The organism is Agrobacterium salinitolerans, assembly GCF_027498475.1.
Lineage (GTDB): Bacteria > Pseudomonadota > Alphaproteobacteria > Rhizobiales > Rhizobiaceae > Agrobacterium > Agrobacterium salinitolerans.
The window spans coordinates 222,595-240,840 of the sequence record NZ_JAPZLN010000002.1 but is presented as its reverse complement, the minus strand read 5'-3'; the positions used below and the strand labels follow the sequence as shown (position 1 = coordinate 240,840).

Annotated in this window: 17 protein-coding genes and 1 riboswitch; of the genes, 9 read left to right on the top strand and 8 right to left on the bottom strand. The window is 60.7% G+C overall.

Going from position 1 to position 18,246, the window contains the following annotated elements:
• Window positions 1-9 precede the first annotated feature (9 nt).
• Window positions 10-1,143 (bottom strand): ABC transporter substrate-binding protein, encoded by a 1,134-nt coding sequence (locus O9X91_RS09915; protein ID WP_269834298.1) that lies wholly within the window; start codon window positions 1,141-1,143, stop codon window positions 10-12.
• 113 nt (window positions 1,144-1,256) lie between these two features.
• Here O9X91_RS09915 and O9X91_RS09910 point away from each other — a divergent pair, with 113 nt between their 5' ends.
• Complete coding sequence (locus O9X91_RS09910; protein ID WP_077985080.1) at window positions 1,257-2,081, top strand: class I SAM-dependent methyltransferase; 825 nt, start codon at window positions 1,257-1,259, stop codon at window positions 2,079-2,081.
• Between the two features lie 12 nt (window positions 2,082-2,093).
• Here the strand turns inward: O9X91_RS09910 and O9X91_RS09905 are convergent, their stop codons facing one another.
• From O9X91_RS09905 to O9X91_RS09885, 5 genes are all read right to left on the bottom strand, one after another.
• On the bottom strand, window positions 2,094-2,573 hold the full coding sequence (locus O9X91_RS09905) for a pseudoazurin (protein ID WP_142911977.1): 480 nt from the start codon (window positions 2,571-2,573) through the stop codon (window positions 2,094-2,096).
• Window positions 2,570-3,370 carry an ABC transporter ATP-binding protein gene (locus O9X91_RS09900; protein ID WP_269833860.1) on the bottom strand — a complete coding sequence of 267 codons (801 nt, stop codon included), beginning with the start codon at window positions 3,368-3,370 and terminating at the stop codon, window positions 2,570-2,572. Before O9X91_RS09900 ends, O9X91_RS09905 begins: the two co-directional genes overlap by 4 nt.
• A complete protein-coding gene (locus O9X91_RS09895; RefSeq protein ID WP_374637545.1) occupies window positions 3,367-4,320 on the bottom strand; it encodes a FecCD family ABC transporter permease in 954 nt (317 codons plus the stop codon). The genes O9X91_RS09900 and O9X91_RS09895 overlap by 4 nt, the downstream gene beginning before the upstream one ends.
• 71 nt (window positions 4,321-4,391) lie before the next feature.
• On the bottom strand, window positions 4,392-5,423 hold the full coding sequence (locus O9X91_RS09890; RefSeq protein ID WP_137411555.1) for an ABC transporter substrate-binding protein: 1,032 nt from the start codon (window positions 5,421-5,423) through the stop codon (window positions 4,392-4,394).
• A 158-nt stretch (window positions 5,424-5,581) separates the two neighbouring features.
• Window positions 5,582-5,817, bottom strand: a riboswitch (cobalamin riboswitch).
• 39 nt (window positions 5,818-5,856) lie between these two features.
• On the bottom strand, window positions 5,857-6,735 hold the full coding sequence (locus O9X91_RS09885) for a GNAT family N-acetyltransferase (RefSeq protein WP_269833861.1): 879 nt from the start codon (window positions 6,733-6,735) through the stop codon (window positions 5,857-5,859).
• Window positions 6,736-6,938: 203 nt separating this feature from the next.
• Here O9X91_RS09885 and argE point away from each other — a divergent pair, with 203 nt between their 5' ends.
• The 6 genes from argE (at window position 6,939) to O9X91_RS09855 (ending at window position 13,576) form a co-directional block, all read left to right on the top strand.
• Window positions 6,939-8,063: an acetylornithine deacetylase gene (argE, locus tag O9X91_RS09880; RefSeq protein WP_269833862.1), complete on the top strand. Its 1,125-nt coding sequence runs from the start codon at window positions 6,939-6,941 to the stop codon at window positions 8,061-8,063.
• Between the two features lie 23 nt (window positions 8,064-8,086).
• Window positions 8,087-9,010: a 2-hydroxyacid dehydrogenase gene (locus tag O9X91_RS09875; protein ID WP_269833863.1), complete on the top strand. Its 924-nt coding sequence runs from the start codon at window positions 8,087-8,089 to the stop codon at window positions 9,008-9,010.
• 26 nt (window positions 9,011-9,036) lie between these two features.
• Entirely contained in the window at window positions 9,037-9,393 is a 357-nt protein-coding gene (locus tag O9X91_RS09870) for a cupin domain-containing protein (protein ID WP_137411552.1), read from the top strand.
• A 189-nt stretch (window positions 9,394-9,582) separates the two neighbouring features.
• The gene (locus O9X91_RS09865) at window positions 9,583-11,046 is read left to right on the top strand and encodes an aldehyde dehydrogenase family protein (RefSeq protein ID WP_269833864.1); all 1,464 of its coding nucleotides are present in this window, start codon (window positions 9,583-9,585) and stop codon (window positions 11,044-11,046) included.
• Window positions 11,047-11,059: 13 nt separating this feature from the next.
• A complete protein-coding gene (locus tag O9X91_RS09860; RefSeq protein WP_142911983.1) occupies window positions 11,060-12,103 on the top strand; it encodes a tartrate dehydrogenase in 1,044 nt (347 codons plus the stop codon).
• Between the two features lie 15 nt (window positions 12,104-12,118).
• Window positions 12,119-13,576, top strand: a complete 1,458-nt coding sequence (locus tag O9X91_RS09855) for an NAD-dependent succinate-semialdehyde dehydrogenase (RefSeq protein WP_142911984.1) — start codon at window positions 12,119-12,121, stop codon at window positions 13,574-13,576.
• Window positions 13,577-13,669: 93 nt separating this feature from the next.
• Here the strand turns inward: O9X91_RS09855 and O9X91_RS09850 are convergent, their stop codons facing one another.
• Together O9X91_RS09850 and O9X91_RS09845 are read right to left on the bottom strand one after the other, a co-directional pair.
• Entirely contained in the window at window positions 13,670-14,944 is a 1,275-nt protein-coding gene (locus tag O9X91_RS09850; RefSeq protein WP_077985091.1) for an NAD(P)/FAD-dependent oxidoreductase, read from the bottom strand.
• Between the two features lie 15 nt (window positions 14,945-14,959).
• Window positions 14,960-15,628: a haloacid dehalogenase type II gene (locus tag O9X91_RS09845; protein WP_077985092.1), complete on the bottom strand. Its 669-nt coding sequence runs from the start codon at window positions 15,626-15,628 to the stop codon at window positions 14,960-14,962.
• A 321-nt stretch (window positions 15,629-15,949) separates the two neighbouring features.
• Between O9X91_RS09845 and O9X91_RS09840 the strand changes: the two genes are divergently transcribed.
• A complete protein-coding gene (locus tag O9X91_RS09840) occupies window positions 15,950-16,786 on the top strand; it encodes a GNAT family N-acetyltransferase (protein WP_137411546.1) in 837 nt (278 codons plus the stop codon).
• Window positions 16,787-16,800: 14 nt separating this feature from the next.
• On the top strand, window positions 16,801-18,174 hold the full coding sequence (locus tag O9X91_RS09835) for an aspartate aminotransferase family protein (RefSeq protein ID WP_142911985.1): 1,374 nt from the start codon (window positions 16,801-16,803) through the stop codon (window positions 18,172-18,174).
• Window positions 18,175-18,246: the final 72 nt, after the last annotated feature.

Genomic DNA, 18,246 nt, shown 5'->3' with positions numbered 1-18,246 from the left:
GTCCCTGAATTACTTCCCGTCCTTCAGCGACACGAAGTAGCCGGGCTTGTAGTCAAGCGGCAGGAAGCGCGCATGCAGCTCCTTGAAGGTGGCCTCGGGGTCGAGGTCCTTGAAGAGATCCGGATGCAGCCATTTGGCAATTTCCTGAATGGCCACGAACTGATAGGGATTGTTGTAGAACTGATGCCAGATGGCGTGGACATTGCCGTCCTTCACCGCCTGCACGCCGGTGAAAGCCGGACGCTTGGTCAGGTTTTCAAGCTTGCGATGGGCTTCCTTCAGATCCGCGCCATAACCGACGCCGACCCAGTTGCCGCCCGGAACATAACCGTTCCAGTTGCCGCCGGTGATGATGATCTGTTCTGGATTGGAGGCGATGATCTGTTCCGGGTTGACGGTGCCGAAGGTGCCGGGAATGATGTCCTTGGCCATGTTGATGCCGCCGGCAAGCTCCACCATCTTGCCGAAATTCTCGTTGCCGAAAGACATGCAGCAATCGTCGGAGTACCCCCCGGCGCGCTCCATGAACACGACGGGCTTCTTCGGATTGGCCTTTTCCAGCGTATCGGTCACCTTGGCGATGGCGTCGGCGCGGAACTTGATGAAGTCCTCGGCGATCTTTTCCTTGCCCGTCAGCTGGCCCATGAGGCGCATGCTCGGCTCGGTATTTTCCATCGGCTTTTCGCGGAAGTTGACGTAGACCAGCGGAATGCCTACCTTGGCGAGCTTCTCGATATAGCCCGCTTCTTCGGTCGCCGTCTTGGCGTCGATGTTCATCAGGATCACGTCAGGCTTCAGTGCGACAGCCTGTTCTATGTCGAAGGTGCCGTCTTTCATGCCGCCGAAAGTCGGCAGCTTGGCAATCTCGGGATATTTCGCGAGATAGGCTGCATAGGTTTCCGGGTCGGCTTTCGCCAGGTCGTCGCGCCAGCCAACGACGTGCTGGAAAGGATTTTCCTTGTCGAGCGCAGCCAGGAAATAGATCTGACGGCCTTCGCCGAGGATCACATGCGAAACGGGCACATTGACTTCGACATCGCGGCCCGTCACATCCTTGACGGTGACCTTTTCGGCGAAAGCCGGCCATGCGGCGGATACGAGAAGGCCAAGGGCAAGTGCCGCGGATTTGGCTGAAATGCGCATCGGATATTGCTCTCCAGTGTTGACTGGCGCGGCTGTATTATTTTCTGACTGTACTAGTCAACATTTATGTTTTAGAGCCATTCTTAACTGACCGGTATATGAGTTTAAGGCCGATGATCGATACTACCCAATATGGCAAGAACGACAGTCTGAGAGACGAAATCAAATCCTATTGGTCCGGCCGCGCCGCGACTTTCGACCTTTCCCCCGGACATGAAATTTTCTCCCAAGACGAGCGCGAGGCCTGGCACGCGCTTATCTTGAAACATCTCGGCCACGGAGAGGGCCGCAAGGCGCTCGATCTTGCCAGCGGCACCGGCGTCATCTCGCACCTGATGGACGATCTCGGTTTTCAGGTCACCGGTATGGACTGGTCGGAGACGATGCTGGGGCTTGCCCGGGAAAAGGCAAAAAGCCGTGGGCGCAGCATCCGCTTTTTTGTCGGCGATGCCGAAAATACGATGGAGCCGGATGAAAGCGCCGACGTCATCATCACCCGCCATCTGGTCTGGACGCTGGTGGACCCGCAGGCAAGCTTTGCCGAATGGTTCCGTGTTCTGAAACCTGGCGGGCGGCTTCTGATCGTCGACGGCGATTTCGTGAATACCGGCTGGCGCGAAAAGCTGGTGAAGAAACTGGCCACCGGCCTGGAGAGCATCGGCCTCGTCAAACCGGACCAGCCGCACAAGCCGGCGGACCCGGAAAATACCTTCAACAGCATTCTTTCCCGCGTTTATTTTTCGAAGGGCGCAAGGGCCGGCGATGTCGCGGCACTGTTGCGTGCGGCTGGCTTCGAACCTGTTGCAATCGATCAGGAGCTTCAAGCCATTCACCGCGCCCAGGCGAAAAACTTCAGCCTGCTGAAAGGCATTCTGCGCGGGCTGCAGCACCGTTATGCGGTCTGCGCGGTGAAGCCGGGTGTTTCCGTAAAGGGGTGAGGCGGTATACCTTTATTTTTCCGCCTGCTCGAAGAGGTCCTCGAACCTTGGCTTTGCCCGGAGGGGCACGTCCACAGTCCGGTAGCTCTGCGGCAGGGTGGCCTCGCCGACCTTGATCAGCATGACCATGCCCATGCCATAATGCGGCGAGCATTTGATGCCGTAAAAGCCCGGTTTTTCAAAGCCGGTCTCAAATTCGTCATTGATCCGGCTCTTGAAACCCTCGACACCTTCTGGAACCATGCCGTCAATGGTCGCGGCATTGTGGCTCTTGTGGGTCGGCACGAAGCGCACGCGGTCACCGGGGGCGATCTCGAGAAAATCGGGCTCGAACACCATCGGGCCTTTTTCGCCCCTGTTCATCATCTTCACCTCGAAGGTCTCGGCCAAAGCGTGAAGGGGAAACCCTGCGGCCGAAACGGCAATTGCGGCAGCGGCACAAAACCGTCTGGCCTTTGCAGCAGAGCTTGCGAACGTAATGACTGTCATCATCGTGCCAATACTTTCCTTGGATGCTCGGCCCGCCCATGGGCCGGCAAAAAACGAATATGGGAAAAGCCCCCCTCATCCGTGGTGACCACGCACTCCACCCCGAAGACGGCGGCTATTGTCGCCGGTGTCAGCACCTCGCGCGGCGGACCGACCGCGATCATCTCGCCCCGGTGCATGATGGCGACGCGGTCACAGAACATGGCGGCGTGATTGAGGTCGTGCAGCGCCGCTACAACGGTCAGGCCCTGTCGGCGCACCAGATCGAGCAGGCCGATCTGGTGACCTATGTCGAGATGGTTGGTCGGCTCGTCCAGAAGCAGGATATGCGGCTCCTGCGTCAACGCGCGGGCGATATGCAGGCGCTGCCGTTCGCCGCCGGAAAGATGGTGCCAGCTGCGCTCCGCCTTATCAGCCATATCCACATTGGCGAGTGCTGCGTCAACGATGGCGTCATCCTGCTGCGACCAGGCGGAAAGCGGCCCGAGGTAGGGCGTGCGCCCAAGCTCCACGGCCTGTCGTGCGGTGATGCGTTCGGTGGTTTCAGCCTGCTGCTCAACGAAGGCGAGCCGGCGAGCAAGGTCTCGCCGTCCCAGCGAGGCAAGCGGTTCATCTCCGAGCGTAACGTGACCCCGGCGCGGCTTGCGAATGCCTGCCAGCATGGAGAGCAGCGTGCTTTTGCCGGAACCGTTCGGTCCGATGACACCGAGAAACTCACCGGAACCGACATCGAGTGAAACGCCGCGCACGATGTCGATATTGCCGGCATGGAAATGCAGGTCGTGGGCGGACAGTTTCATGAACGCCCCCTCTTCTGCCCGAGGATGAAGGCAAAGGCGGGCGCGCCGACGAGCGCGGTGATGACGCCGATGGGCAGCACCTGGCCCGGAATGACGATGCGAGAGAGAATATCCGCGACGATCATGAAAACCGCGCCGGTCAGCGCTGTCACCGGCAGCAAGATACCATGGCGAACGCCGACGAAGATGCGCGCAGCATGCGGAATGACGAGGCCCACGAAGCCGATGGAGCCGACCAGCGACACCATCGCAGCCGTCATGATCGCCGAAACCGAGATCAGCACGGTATAGACCCAGCGCACCGGAATGCCGAGCGAGGCTGCGGCCTGACCGCCGAAGGCGAAGGCATCGAGCGCCCGCGCGTACCAGAGACAAACGATAAGGCCCGCAAGGCTGACCGGTAGCGCCAGCCAGACATCCGGCCAGCGCACGCCGGAAAGATTGCCGAGCAGCCAGAACATGATACCGCGCGCCTGTTCGGCATTGGCGGATTTGGTGACGATGAAGGAGGTCATGGCGTTGAACAGCTGCGAACCGGCAACGCCCGCCAGAATGATGGCACTGTTGCCATGCCCCGCCCGCACGGCCAGAAGGCTGACCAGCGAAAAAGCGACAAAAGCGCCGATGAGTGCGCCCGCCGGCATCGTCAGAAAGCCCGCGCCGAAGCCCAGAAGTGCCACGGCGACGGCACCGGTGGAGGCCCCAGCGGAGATGCCGAGAATATAGGGATCGGCAAGCGGATTGCGTAAAAGAGATTGCAGCACTGCTCCGGCGAGCGCCAGCGACGCCCCGCAGCAGGCGGCAACAACGGCGCGGCTGAGGCGGTAACTCCAGACGATGCCTTCATCCAGCGGTTCAAGCGGATAACCCGCGTGGAAAACGCGGTTGGCAATCGTCTTTGCTACAACATCCAAAGGGATGGCAGTCTCGCCGATGGCCGCCCCGGCCATCAGCGCGACGAGCAGCAGGGCGAGCGCGGCAAATGCCAGCCCCGCCCTACCAAGATGGGTGGTGAAACGGTTCACTTGGCGAGGCCAGCGGCCGAAATCGCCTCGGCCAGCGTTTCAATACCTTCGATGGTTCGAATGGTCGGGTTCATCGCCTGCGCATCCATCTCGAACACATGACCTTCCTTGACGGCGGGCATGATGCTGGCCACGGGATCGGTGGCGAGGAACTTCAGCTTGACGGCAATATCATCGGCGGGGAAACGGCGGCGGTCCATCTTGCCGGCGACGATGATGGACGGATTGGATTTGGCGATGGTTTCCCAGCCGACGGTCGGCCATTCTTCATCGCTTTCGATGACGTTCTTTAACCCCAGCGCGGACATGATGTAGCCGGGAGCGCCATTGCGACCTGCGACATAGGGATCGATATCCAGCTCGGCGCTCGAGAACCAGAAGACGGCGGAAAGCTTGCCATTGGCTGAGGCGATCTTGGCACGGGCGGCTTCTTCACGCTTCTTCAGGTCGGCGACGACCTCTTCACCGCGGTCCTGCACGTCGAAGATTTTGGCGAGGTCGCGGACTTCCTGATAGATCAACTCCATGGTGAAGCCGGTGTTGCGTACACCATCACCACCGCCGGAATTGTCCTTGCCGACGCAATCGGCAGGCGAGGTATAAACGGGAATACCGAGTTCGGCGAATTGCGCCGGCGTTCCGACAACACCCTCGGGACCGATCTGCCACTGGAACTGCGTCGTGACAAGGTCCGGCTTCTTGCCGACGACCGCCTCGAAGCTCGGATCATTATCGGCCAGTCGCTCGACCTTGGCATTGGCCTCCTCGTAGCCCTTCAGAACCGGACCGATCCACAGCGCCGTGCCGACGACCTTGTCCGCAACGCCAAGCAGGTAAAGAACCTCTGTCGTGCTCTGGCCAACGGAAACGGTGCGGGTGGGCGCCTGCTTGAAGGTGATCTCCTGACCGCAGCTGTTGATTGTCAGGGGATAGGTGGTTTCGGCGGCATTGGCGCCGACCACAGGCAAAACCGAAAGCACGGTGGCCAGAAAGCCGGCGTGAACCGGCAGGCGTCTAGAATGAAACATGTGTTCTCCAGTCGAAAGTAAAACTTATTCCAGAGCAGCAGGCGTCAGAACGCGCAGCAACAGCGGGACGTCTTGTACGGAGAACGGTAATAGGACGCAAACGAAATGTTATGAAATAACATTACAAAATCCTCCTCCGGGCTTCCCCGCCCGTAACGATGGTTCATATTTTGACGGCAGGTCTCCTGGCTCACGGATTTGCGTCTCTCATCTGCCTTCCCGTATTTCCGAAAAATACAGTGGCATGACGCCTTGAAGCGTCACGGGGATGAACGACAATCCGCTTACAGTTGCGGGGGCAGCCACGGCATTGGGCGAAAAAGATCGCCCGCACCATGTTCCCTATTAATCCCTTCGCCTTTCGGCTGCAGGAACCGTCGCTTTCTCACATAAGGGGCAAGAAGCGGGGCGTCAATTGCGATAGTGCCGCACCTCAGCACAAAGACGGGCCTGCCAGGGCGAAAATCTCTGCGGAACCGCAGCCTGCCGGTTGCGGCGCGCCTTTCGACATGGTGGTGAGCGTTTCGATCACCACCAGCCCGGATTGCGCCAGGAAGTCGGTCAGAAGACCGCTGTCACGCACGGCATCAAGACGGACAAGCTGACCGTCCAAATCGGAAAAATGCCGCCTGACCAGCGCGATGGCCGCCGTCTCGTCGCCCGCAACGACCGGGCCGACAATATGGCCCCGCCCCGCTGCGCGTCGCAATGCAAATGCCTCAAGACGATCCGCCTCAAACAGGCCATAACCCTCGTCTTCACGCAGGAGACGCTGCAGGACGCGCCGGCGCGAGACACCGAAAGCCGTCTCATCCAGATCCGCAACAGCGGACAAATGGTCCTCCGAAAGTGGCTCGATCCTCTGTTTCCTTCCGAGCGCCGGCATCTCGGGAAGGCAACGCACCTTGCCCCGAAGGAGATGTACTTTTTCCGTCTCTCCGGCAAAACCCAGCCCGGCAAACAACCGCCTCGACTCGTCCGTGGCGTTGAGCCTCAGGGATACGGCAGGGAATTTCGCCAGAAGCCGCCGCACCAGCCATGGTGCCACGCCCTGCCCCTGAAGGCGCGGCGAAACGATGACCATGCCGAGCGTCGCAAAACCCTCATCATAGCGAAACAGCATCGCAGTTGCGACAGCGCGGTCGATTTCGTCAAGCGCGGCAAGACCGACGCCACATTGACGCAGGAAACACCATTCATTCGCGTGATATCGCCACCCGACAGCCATGGAGAGGGCGTGCAGATGATCGGCCTCCACATCGGCGATATCCACGGTTCGTAACTCGAAACTATCGACCTTGAGCAGCTCCATGACAAACGGCTCTCATTTCCTCCAGCGCGGAACCTTGATCCCGGCAACCCAGCCCACGACATCCGAAGATAACCAGCCTTGCCGGCAGGAATTTTCCGAAAGCGCTGGAAGGACACAACAATCTACCGAAATCACCCCTATTTCAGCAGATAAACGCCGCAGGCCGCTCTAAGCTTTTCGGCGTTGAAGCGACGGAGACAGCCATGAACGCAATCGACATTCTGGAGCGTCTTGTCGGCTTCCCATCGGTCGTCGGAACCGCCAATGGCGATATCGCCGGATGGATCGCCGATTATCTGGAAAGCCACGGCGCGAAAGTATCGCTGCTTGCCGGCCCGGAGGGCGACCGCGTCAATCTCTTCGCGAGCTTCGGCCCGACGGATGTCGCCGGATACATCCTATCCGGCCATATGGATGTGGTACCTACCGGTGAGCCGGAATGGTCCTCCGATCCCTTCACGCTGAGAGCCGAAGGCGAGTGTCTTTACGGGCGCGGAACCACGGACATGAAAGGTTTTCTTGCCACGGTTCTCGCCGCTGCACCGGCATTTTCGCGCATGGCGTTGAAGCGGCCCGTGCATATTGCCTTTTCCTATGACGAGGAGGCGGGCTGTCGCGGCGTGCCGCACATGATCGCCCGATTGCCGGAACTATGCGCAAAACCGGCGGGCGCGATCATCGGCGAACCGAGCAATCTGCGCGCCGTGCGCGCCCACAAGGGCAAGGCCGCCGCACGCATCACTATTCGCGGCTGCTCCGGCCATTCCTCACGGCCGGATCAGGGCGTGAACGCCATTCATCTGATGACCGGCATCATGGCAAAGGCGGTCGAGACCGCACGGGCTCTCACGGAGGGGCCCTTCGAAGCGACGTTCGAGCCGCCCTATTCCTCCCTGCAGATCGGCACGGTGAAAGGCGGACAGGCGATCAATATCATCCCCGATCTCTGCGCCATCGAACTGGAAGCGCGGGCAATTGCCGGGGTATCGCCGGTGGCTCTGCTCCAGCCGGTGCGCGACGGCGTCGAAGCGCTTGCCGCCGAGGGCATCGACATTGAATGGACGCCGATGAGCGATTATCCGGCGCTGTCCCTTGCCGCCAATGCACCGCTCGTGAAGCTTCTGGAAGAATTGACCGACGCGCCATGCATCGCCGCCGTCAGCTACGGCACGGAGGCCGGGCTTTTTCAGGCGACTGGCATCGACGCTATCATCTGCGGCCCGGGCGATATCGGCCGCGCCCACAAGCCGAACGAATTCATAACGGTCGATGAACTGTCGGCTTGCCAGTCAATGCTGGAAACACTGGCGAACCGCTGCACGGTTTAAACCTTCGGAACCACGGATTTCAGATGACTTTCTTCTTCAATTCCGACGCGAAGCGCGGCGAGATTTTCCGGCAGGCTCTGGCCCGCGACCTGCCGGAACTGCCTTTTTCGATGGATGCAGCCAGCGTTGATCCGGATGCGGTTCGATACCTCATCACCTGGACTGTACCTGATGATATCGGCCGCTACCGCAATCTCGAAATCCTGTTTTCCATCGGTGCTGGCGTCGATCAGTTCCACATCGAAGCCGTCCCTGCGCATGTAAAAGTCGTGCGCATGGTGGATGACGGCATCATCCGCATGATGCAAGAATATGTGAGCCTCGGCGTGCTGGCGCTTCACCGCAACCTGCCGGTTTATTTGAAGCAGCAGCGCCAGCAACTCTGGAAGGCCCTGCCGCAGCGTCAGGCGGAAGAGTGCCGGGTGGGCGTTCTCGGCCTCGGCATGCTGGGCGTTGCGGCGCTGGAACAGCTGAAACCCTTCGGATTTCCGCTTTCTGGCTGGAGCCGCTCACCGCGCGAGATCGACGGCGTGACCTGCCATCATGGGGAAACCGGATTGGCCACCATCCTCTCGACAAGCGATATTCTCGTTTGCTTGCTACCGCTGACCGAAGAGACCACCGGGCTTTTGAACGGCGAACGTCTGGCGATGCTGCCCGAGGGCGCGGGGCTGGTTCATGCCGGGCGCGGCAAACAGCTCGACCACGACGCCCTTATCGATGCGCTGGATCGGGGCTTGCTTTCGGGCGCGATGATTGACGTCACCGATCCGGAACCGCTTCCGGAAAACCATGCCTTCTGGACCCATCCGAAAATTCTCCTGACGCCGCATATCGCCAGCGTCACCCAGCCGCATTCGGCAGCGCACACCGTTGTCGAGAACATCAAACGATACCAGTCCGGTCTCGAGCCGCTCGGCCTCGTTGATCGTAACCGCGGATATTAACCAACCCCTTCCAGGAAAGGACACCCATGCCGCTTCTCAAGACCATAGACACCAATCCCGCCTTCGAACCCAAGGCCTCCAAGGCCCTGCCTGAACGCCTCATCGCCGGCGACCCGGCCTTCAAGACCTGGGCGCTGGACGAAGCCCGCAACGGCACCGTCCACACCGGCATCTGGGAAGCCACCCCGGGCGAAACCCGATCCATCAAGGGCGAGACCTTCGAATTCTGCCATATTCTCGAAGGCGTCATCGAAATCACGCCGGAGGGCGGCGCGCCGCTGCGTTATACGGCGGGCGACAGCTTCGTCATGAAGCCGGGTTTCGTCGGCGTGTGGAAGACCATCGAGACCGTGCGCAAGATTTACGTCACCGTGAACGGATGAGCTGAGATCCTGCATTCCGGCATCGCCCGTGAGGGTTTGTGCCGGGAAAATGCCGGCGGACATACGCACCGAAGATTGCGCTGTCCGCCGGTGGCAAAACGGGATTTTCGTTCACCGCCCCCGCCAGAGTCGGCCGATGCTGCTTGCCATCAGGGACTAGGTTTGAGGCATGTCCACAGAGGGTTTCCCATGACGCTCAGCTTCGATCCAGACAGCCTGTCCTTGCCGATCGGCCATTTCATCGGCGGTCAGCTGATCCCGGCTCAAAACGGCATCGACATGCATCGCCCGTCGGACGGCGTCGAATATGGCGGCTGCCCCAGGGCGGATGCCGCGCTGGTCGATGAAGCGGTGCAGACCGCCAAGGCCGCGCTGAAAAGCAGCAACTGGGGCGGCGTTCGCCCGCGCGAACGCACGAAAGTTCTACAGCGCTGGGCCGACCTGATCGAGCAAGAAGCTGAGACGCTGGCAAAGATCGAAGCCTTGTCCTCCACGCGGCCGGTGGGCCAACTGATTGCCGGGGACATTGCCGTGACCGCCGAGCAGATCCGCTTCTTTGCCGAATTTGCCGACAAGGAAGGCGGCGATCTCGTGCCGACCGACGATACGAGCCTCGGCATGATCATGACCGAACCCTATGGCGTGGTCGGCGCGATTACCCCTTGGAATTTCCCCGTCTCCATGGCGGGCTGGAAACTCGGCCCGGCGCTCGCGGCCGGCAATGCCGTGGTGCTGAAACCATCGGAAATGACGCCTTTCTCCAGCATTTTCATGGCTGAACTGGCCATCAAGGCCGGCCTGCCCGCCGGCCTCATCAACATCGTACTCGGCGACGGGCCCGTGACGGGCAACGCCATCACCGGCCATCCCGAGATTTCCAAGGTCAGCTTCACCGGCTCGACCGCCGCCGGTGCCGCCATCATGGCCAATGTCGCCCGCACCGGCATCAAGCCCATGACGCTGGAACTCGGCGGCAAAAGCCCGCAGCTGGTCTTTGCCGATGCCGATATTGAAAAGGCGGCAGCAGCGATCGCCGGCAATATTCTTTCCAATGCGGGACAGGCCTGTGTCGCCGGCTCGCGCATCATCGTTGAGGAAAGTGCGGCCGACGCCCTTTGCGCCGCGATCATCGCCCGCATGAAAACGGTGAGGCCCGGCCCGACCTGGGATGAGACGACGCAATATTCCCCGATCATCTCCGAGGTGCAGCGCCAGCGTATAGACGGCATCGTGCAGGCGGCGGTCGCCCATGGCGGCGAATGCCTGACGGGTGGCGCAGTGATGGATGGCCCCGGCTATTTCTATCAGCCGACGCTGATCGCCAATGTCGACCAGACCTCCCCTGCCGTCACCGAGGAAATCTTCGGGCCGGTGCTGACACTACAGACCTTCCGCACGGAAGAAGAGGCTCTGGCGCTTGCCGATCATCCGACCTACGGTCTGGCGGCGGGTCTTTTCAGCCGAGACGTCTCGCGTGTCCTGCGATTGTCTCGCGCCATCCAGGCCGGAACGATCTGGGTTAATCGCTACGGGCGTTCGCGCGATCACATCTTGCCGACCGGTGGCTACAAACGCTCCGGCATCGGCAAGGATCTCGGTCGGGAAGCCTATCTCGCCAAACGCAAGAGCAAAAGCGTCCTTATCGGACTGTAACAGGGGAATTCTCTTGAAAACGCATCGCATCGCACTCATTCCCGGGGACGGCATCGGCCAAAGCGTGACGGACGCGGCGTGGCAGGTCCTCAATGCCGTCGCCAAAACCTCCGGTTTTGCGCTCGAAGGAACCGAATTCCCCTGGTCCTGCGCCTTCTACAAGGAAACCGGGGCGATGATGCCGAAGGACGGCATCGAAACGCTGCGCGGCTTCGACGCCATCATGCTCGGCGCGGTCGGCTGGCCGGCGGAAGTGCCTGACTCGGTGTCGCTGCACGGTCTACTGCTGCCGATCCGCAAGGCTTTCGTGCAATATGCCAATATCCGCCCGCACCGGTTGCTGCCCGGCGTGCAAGGGCCCTTGAAGGCGGACGGCTTCGATATTCTCTGCATCCGCGAAAACACGGAAGGCGAATATTCCGGCGCTGGCGGCCGCGTGCATCAGGGCACGGACGACGAGGTGGCTGTCGAAACGTCGATCTTCACCCGCAAGGGCGTGGAGCGCATCCTGCGCTTCGGTTTCGAACAGGCGCAAAAACGTCGCGGCAAGCTCGCATCCATCACCAAGTCCAATGCCCAGAAATATTCGATGGTGTTCTGGGACGAGGTGACCCACAAGCTCGCGGCGGAGTATCCAGATGTCGAGGTCACGAGCTACCACATCGATGCCATGGCGGCGCGCATGGTGATGGCGCCGGAAAGTCTCGATGTCGTGGTCGCCTCCAACCTCTTCGGAGACATTCTGACCGATCTCGGCGCGGCCATTCAGGGCGGTCTGGGTTTTGCCGCCTCCGCCAATATCAATCCCGACCGCAGCGCGCCCTCGATGTTCGAGCCGGTGCACGGTTCCGCCCCTGATATCGCCCATCTCGGCATCGCCAACCCCATTGCCGCCATCTGGTCCGGCGCGATGATGCTGGAGCATCTTGACGAAAAGGATGCGGCAGCAGGGATCATGACGGCGCTGGAAACGGCGACCGCTCGCGGCATCGGTACCATGCCGGGCAAGGACAAGACGGACACCATCACAGCCGCGGTTCTCGCGGCACTCGCCTGATTTCGGAGACTTATGATGCAGGGCTTGAAGGACAAGGAACTCTTTCGCCAGACGGGCTTGATCGGTGGCGCATGGAAGGCGGCAGCATCGGGCAAGGTGGTGGATGTCATCGATCCGGCGACACAGGCGGTTATCGGCACCGTGCCTGATATGGGCGGCGCGGAAACCCGCGCGGCAATCGAGGCTGCCAACGCGGCCTTCGGTCCATGGAAGAAAAAGACCCATGCGGAGCGCGCCGCCCTTCTGGAAAAATGGTTTGCGCTGATGATCGAGAATATCGATGATCTCGGCCTGCTCCTCACTATCGAACAGGGAAAACCGCTTGATGAAGCCAAGGGAGAAATCCGCTACGGCGCCTCCTTCGTCAAATGGTTTGCGGAAGAAGCCCGGCGCATCGGCGGCGGCACCATTCCTTCACCGACTCCAGACAGGCGCATCGTGGTGCTGAAGGAGCCGGTCGGCGTCTGCGGCATCATCACGCCATGGAATTTCCCGAATGCGATGATCACCCGCAAGGTCGCGCCGGCACTCGCCACCGGCTGCACCGTCGTCATCAAGCCTTCGGAATTCACACCCTATTCGGCCTTGGCGCTTGGCGTGCTCGCCGAACGGGCGGGCATCCCCGCAGGCGTCATCAACATCGTCACCGGCATGCCGACTGATATCGGCAATGAAATCATGGCCAACGAGACGGTTCGGAAAATTTCCTTCACCGGTTCCACCCGCGTCGGTTCGCTGTTGATGCGCGGCGCTGCGGACAGCATCAAACGGCTGTCGCTGGAACTGGGCGGCAATGCGCCTTTCATCGTTTTTGACGATGCCGATCTCGATCTCGCCGTTGAAGGTGCGCTGGTTTCGAAATTCCGCAATGGTGGCCAGACCTGCGTCTGCGCCAACCGGATTCTGGTGCAGTCTGGCGTTTATGACGCCTTTGCGAAGAAGCTGGCGGATCGCGTCGACGCCATGCGCGTTGGCCCCGGAACGGAAGCGGGCGTTTCCATCGGCCCAATGATCAACGAACCGGCCATCGCGAAAATCCGCGCCCATATCGATGACGCCGTCTCCAAGGGTGCCACGATCATCACCAAGCCGCGCAATCTGCCTGATGGTCCGCAATATACAGCGCCCGTGGTGCTGACGGGCGCAACGACGGCGATGCAGCTGGCGAGCGAGGAGACTTTCGGACCGGTCGCTCCGCTCTTCCGCTTCGAGACGGAAGAAGAGGCGCTCGCCATCGCCAATGGAACACCCTTTGGCCTTGCCGCCTATTTTTACACCGAGAACCTCAAGCGCGCCTGGCGCGTGGGTGAGGCGCTGGAATTCGGCATGGTCGGCCTCAATACCGGGTTGATCTCCACCGAGGTCGCCCCTTTCGGCGGCGTCAAGCAATCCGGTCTCGGCCGCGAGGGCGCGCAGATCGGGATCGAAGAATATCTGGAGACCAAGGCCTTTCATATCGGTGGGCTTGCCTGACGCCCACTTGTTTTCTCCCCGCCTAAAGGGTCGCTTTGCGGCCCTTCTTTTTTGCAGACGCAACAAAAAAGCGGCCCGGAGGCCGCTCTTGAATTATCGAAACGTGTCGAGCATCTTGTAATAATAGCCTACCAGCGGCAGGAACCAGGGCTTTCCGAAGTGCCCCGGCACCGCCGGCCAATCCAGCCCTTTTAGCGGGTTCCTGTCCGGCCGTCCCAGAATGGCGTCAGCCATGATCATGCCGAGATGGGTGGAAAGCTGCGCGCCATGGCCGGAATAGCCCATGGCGTACCAGACACCGTCATGAAAACCGGCGCGCGGATAACGGTCCTTGGTCATATCGACCAGTCCGCCCCAGCAATAATCGATCGGCACATGGGCAAGCTGCGGGAAGATGCGATGCAGGCTTTCAGTCAGGATCGCACCGCTCTTGGCGTCGGAACGCTGGTCCGATGTCGCGGAAAAACGGGCGCGGCCGCCGAAAATCAAGCGATTGTCCGGCGCCAGACGGAAATAATTGCCGATATTCATGGTGTTGACGTAGGTTCGGTTGCCCGGAACCGAAGCCTTGATCTCGGCATCCGTCAGCGGCCGCGTGGCGATGATGAAACTGCCGACCGCGATGATGCGGCGGCGGAAATAACCAAAGCCGGAAGGCGTATAGGCACCGGTCGCGACCAGAACATTGTCGGCCGTCACCTTGCCGCGCGGGGTTTCCAGCTCATGGAGCTTGCCGTTCTGAGTATGCTTCGTCACGGCTGCATTTTCGAAGATCACCGCGCCATGCCGGCTGGCGGCTTCGGCAAGACCGGCGACATAACGGCCCATATGCATCATGGCGCTTTTTTTAGAGAGCATCGCGCCGTAGAAAGGCGAGCCGATTTCCGCCTTCAGATCAGCGGCGGACAAAAGCGCCGTATCAGGATCGACCTCGGCGTGAACGGCTTCGAAATTCCGAGCAAGTCCTTCGAAATGCTGTGGTTTCGACGCCATTTTCAGCTTTCCGGCGCGTCGGAAATTGCACTCGATCCCCTCCTCCGCAATCAGCGCCTCCAGCGTATCGATGGAGGAATCAAGCGCCTGGTAGAGCGCGATGGCCCGCTCCTTGCCGAGTTCCGCCTTGGCGGAGAGATAGGAATGGGCAAGGCCATTGTTGAGATGGCCACCGTTGCGGCCCGAAGCGCCCCAGCCCACGCGCTGCCCTTCCAGAACGACGACGCGCGCACCGGCTTTCACAAGCTGGCGCGCGGCACCGAGACCCGTGAAGCCGCCACCGATGACGGCCACATCATAATGGCCTTCGACAGGACCTTGCGCCGCCCCCGCAAAGAGGGGCGCCGTGTCGTGCCAATAGGAGACGAGCTTCATGATCAATGTCCTCTCTTACAGTCCGACAACGCCAGCAAGGCCGGAAATATCGGCAATTTCCGTGTAACCGTAATAGGGGTTTGCAGGTTCATGGCCACGGTTAACCCAGACCTTGTTCTTGATGCCGAGATCGTGCGCCGACATCAGATCGTAGCGGAAGGAGGACGACACATGCAGGATGTCCTCCGGGCCGCAACCGAGCATGTCGAACATATATTCGAACGCCTTGAAATGCGGTTTGTAGGCCTGTGCCTGTTCGGCCGTATAGACGGCATGGAACGGTGCGCCGAGTTTTGCAACATTCGACATGATCTGTGAGTTCATGGCGTTGGACAGAATGACCAGCGGAATCTCCTTGGCGACCTTTGAAAGACCCGCCGGAACGTCCGCATGCGGCCCCCAGGTCGGAACCCGCTCATAGACCATTGCCGCATCCTCGTCCTTGAAAGCGACACCATTGCGCTTGCAGGTGCGCGACAGGGCATTGTGAACGACCTCTGCGTAGGGCTTCCAGTCATGCATGACCTCATCAAGACGATAGGCGGAAAAATTCTTGATGAATTCCTCCATCTCCGCTTCTCCCAGACGATCACCGTAGAGATCGCGGGCAGCCTCTGCCATCTGGAAATGAATGAGCGTGCCGTAGCAATCGAAAGTGATGTATTTCGGGCGGAAGATGGTCATCTCGTCGTCATCCTTGCTTGGGGATTGGTGGTGGCTGCAATAATCAGATCATAGACGCCTTTGTCCGATCGGCGCACCGCAATTGCTGTTCGCGGAAGCAGATTGTTGCGTATCCAGCCGCCAGTTTGGCAGAGAGTTGCGCCGGGGCGGACTGGCAGCTCCCCCTCTTCGGCACTCCGGGCCCGATGCGAACAAGACGCGGCATAAGATGCGGCGGCGGATAAAAGCAACAGCGAAACATATCGAACCTTCCCATTTGTCGGGACAATCTTCTTTCGGCATCGGTCTATCAATGAATAAGCAGAACAAGGGAGTACCGGCATGCAGGCGAGCCTGATCGATATCCAAACGTTTCAACCGGACCACCTCGACGCGGCCGTTGAACTTTCCCGCCAGGCCGGATGGCCGCACCGGAAAGAGGACTGGGCCATGGTCCTTTCCATCAGCAAGGGTTTCGTCGCCGTTGAGAACGGCCGCGTCGTCGGGACCGCAATGGCGAGCCTGCTCGGCGACAGTTGTGCCACGGTGAATATGGTGATCGTCGATGAGGCGATGCGTGGCCGCGGCGTCGGTCGTCAGTTGATGCAGGCGGCGCTGGCAGCAGCAGAAAATCGGGAATGCCGTCTGACGGCGACGTCCGACGGGCTGCCGCTCTACGAAAAAATGGGCTTTGTTGCCTGCGGCCAGGTGCTTCAGTATCAGGGTGTTCCACTCGCCACAGAAAAACCGGCTGGCGTTGCATGGGCAGACAGGGTTGAGCCAGCCGAACTTGCAGTGATTGATGCGCAGGCCTTTGGTGCAGATCGAGGCAACCTATTTGTAGAGCTTGCAGAGAGGGCGCGCTTTGCACTGGTGCAGGAGCAAGGCGTCACCAAGGGTTTTGCCGCCCTGCGCGCCTTCGGACGTGGCGAAGTCATCGGCCCCGTCGTGGCGGAAAATGTTGAAATTGCGAAAGATTTGATTGCTTTCGTCATTTCCGAACGAGCCGGTGAATTCCTGCGTTTGGACACCACGGTCGATACGGGTCTTGCCCCCTGGCTTGCCGAACACGGCCTTGCCCATGTGGGCGGCGGCATCGCCATGCGCCGGCCGAAAGCCGACATCTCAGCCGACAAACAATTCAAGACATTTGCATTGACCAGCCAGGCACTCGGCTGAATCCGGAGAGACCCATGTTAAGCAATTCACTGATCGAACTGGACCGCGCCCATCTGGTGCACCCCGTCTCCTCCTTCCGCGGCCATGAAAAACTCGGCGTGCGGGTGCTGCAATCGGCAAGCGGCGCCACCGTCACCGACATGACCGGCCATCAGTTGATCGATGGCTTTGCCGGCTTGTGGTGCGTCAATGCCGGTTATGGCCATGACAGCATCGTCGAGGCGGCGGCAAAGCAGATGCGGGAATTGCCCTATGCGACGGCCTATTTCGACATTGGCAGCGAACCGGCGATCCGGCTCGCCTCCGAGCTTGCCGACCGCGCGCCGGGCGATCTCAACCATGTCTATTTCACGCTTGGCGGTTCCGATGCGGTGGACAGCACCATTCGGTTCATCCGCTACTACTGGCATGCCAAAGGTCAGCCGCAGCGCGACCAGTTCATCTCCATCGAACAGGGTTATCACGGCTCCACCACCGCCGGTTCGGGCCTCACCGCCCTGCCCGCTTTCCATGCCGGTTTTGGCGTGCCCTACGACTGGCAGCACAAAATCCCGTCGCACTACGCCTACCGTAACCCGGTGGGAAGCGACCCGGCCGCCATCATCGCATCCTCCCTGCAAATCCTGAAGGACAAGATCGAGACGATCGGTCCGGACCGTGTCGCCGCCTTCTATGCGGAACCGATCCAGGGTTCCGGCGGGGTTCTCGTGCCGCCTCCCGGCTGGATCAAGGCCATGCGCGACCTCTGCCGGTCCTATGGCATCCTCTTCGTCGCCGACGAGGTCATCACCGGCTTTGGCCGGACGGGGCCGCTGTTTGCCTGTGCCGACGAGAATATCGTGCCGGACTTCATCACCACCGCCAAGGGCCTCACCTCCGGCTACGTGCCGATGGGCGCCGTCTTCATGGCGGACCACGTCTATGATACAATAGCCGACTTCGCAGGCGAGGCCGCAATCGGGCACGGCTACACCTATTCCGCCCATCCCGTCAGCGCCGCCGTCGGTCTCGAAGTGCTGAAACTTTACGAGGGCGGGCTGCTGGAAAACGGCCGCCGCGCCGGCCAAAGGCTCATGGCCGGGCTTGAGAGCCTGAGAAGCCATCCGCTGGTCGGCGATGTCCGCGGGCGCGGCATGCTCGCCGCCCTCGAACTCGTGACAGACAAGGACAGGAAGACGCCCTTGCCGACCGCGGCCGCCCCCGCGCGAAAAGTTTTCGACCGCGCTTGGGAAAACGGCCTGATCGTGCGTGCCTTTGCGAACGGTATTCTGGGTTACGCGCCGCCGCTCTGCTGCACCGACAGCGAGATCGACGCCATCATCGAGCGGACGCTGAAGACCCTCGATCAGACGCTCGAAGACCCCGCGGTGCGGGCCGCCATGGCCTGAGGCTATAGCCGGGAGGCGTTGCGCCACCCTCTCGAAATGTCGCAACGCACCGCATATTCGCAATATTCTGCC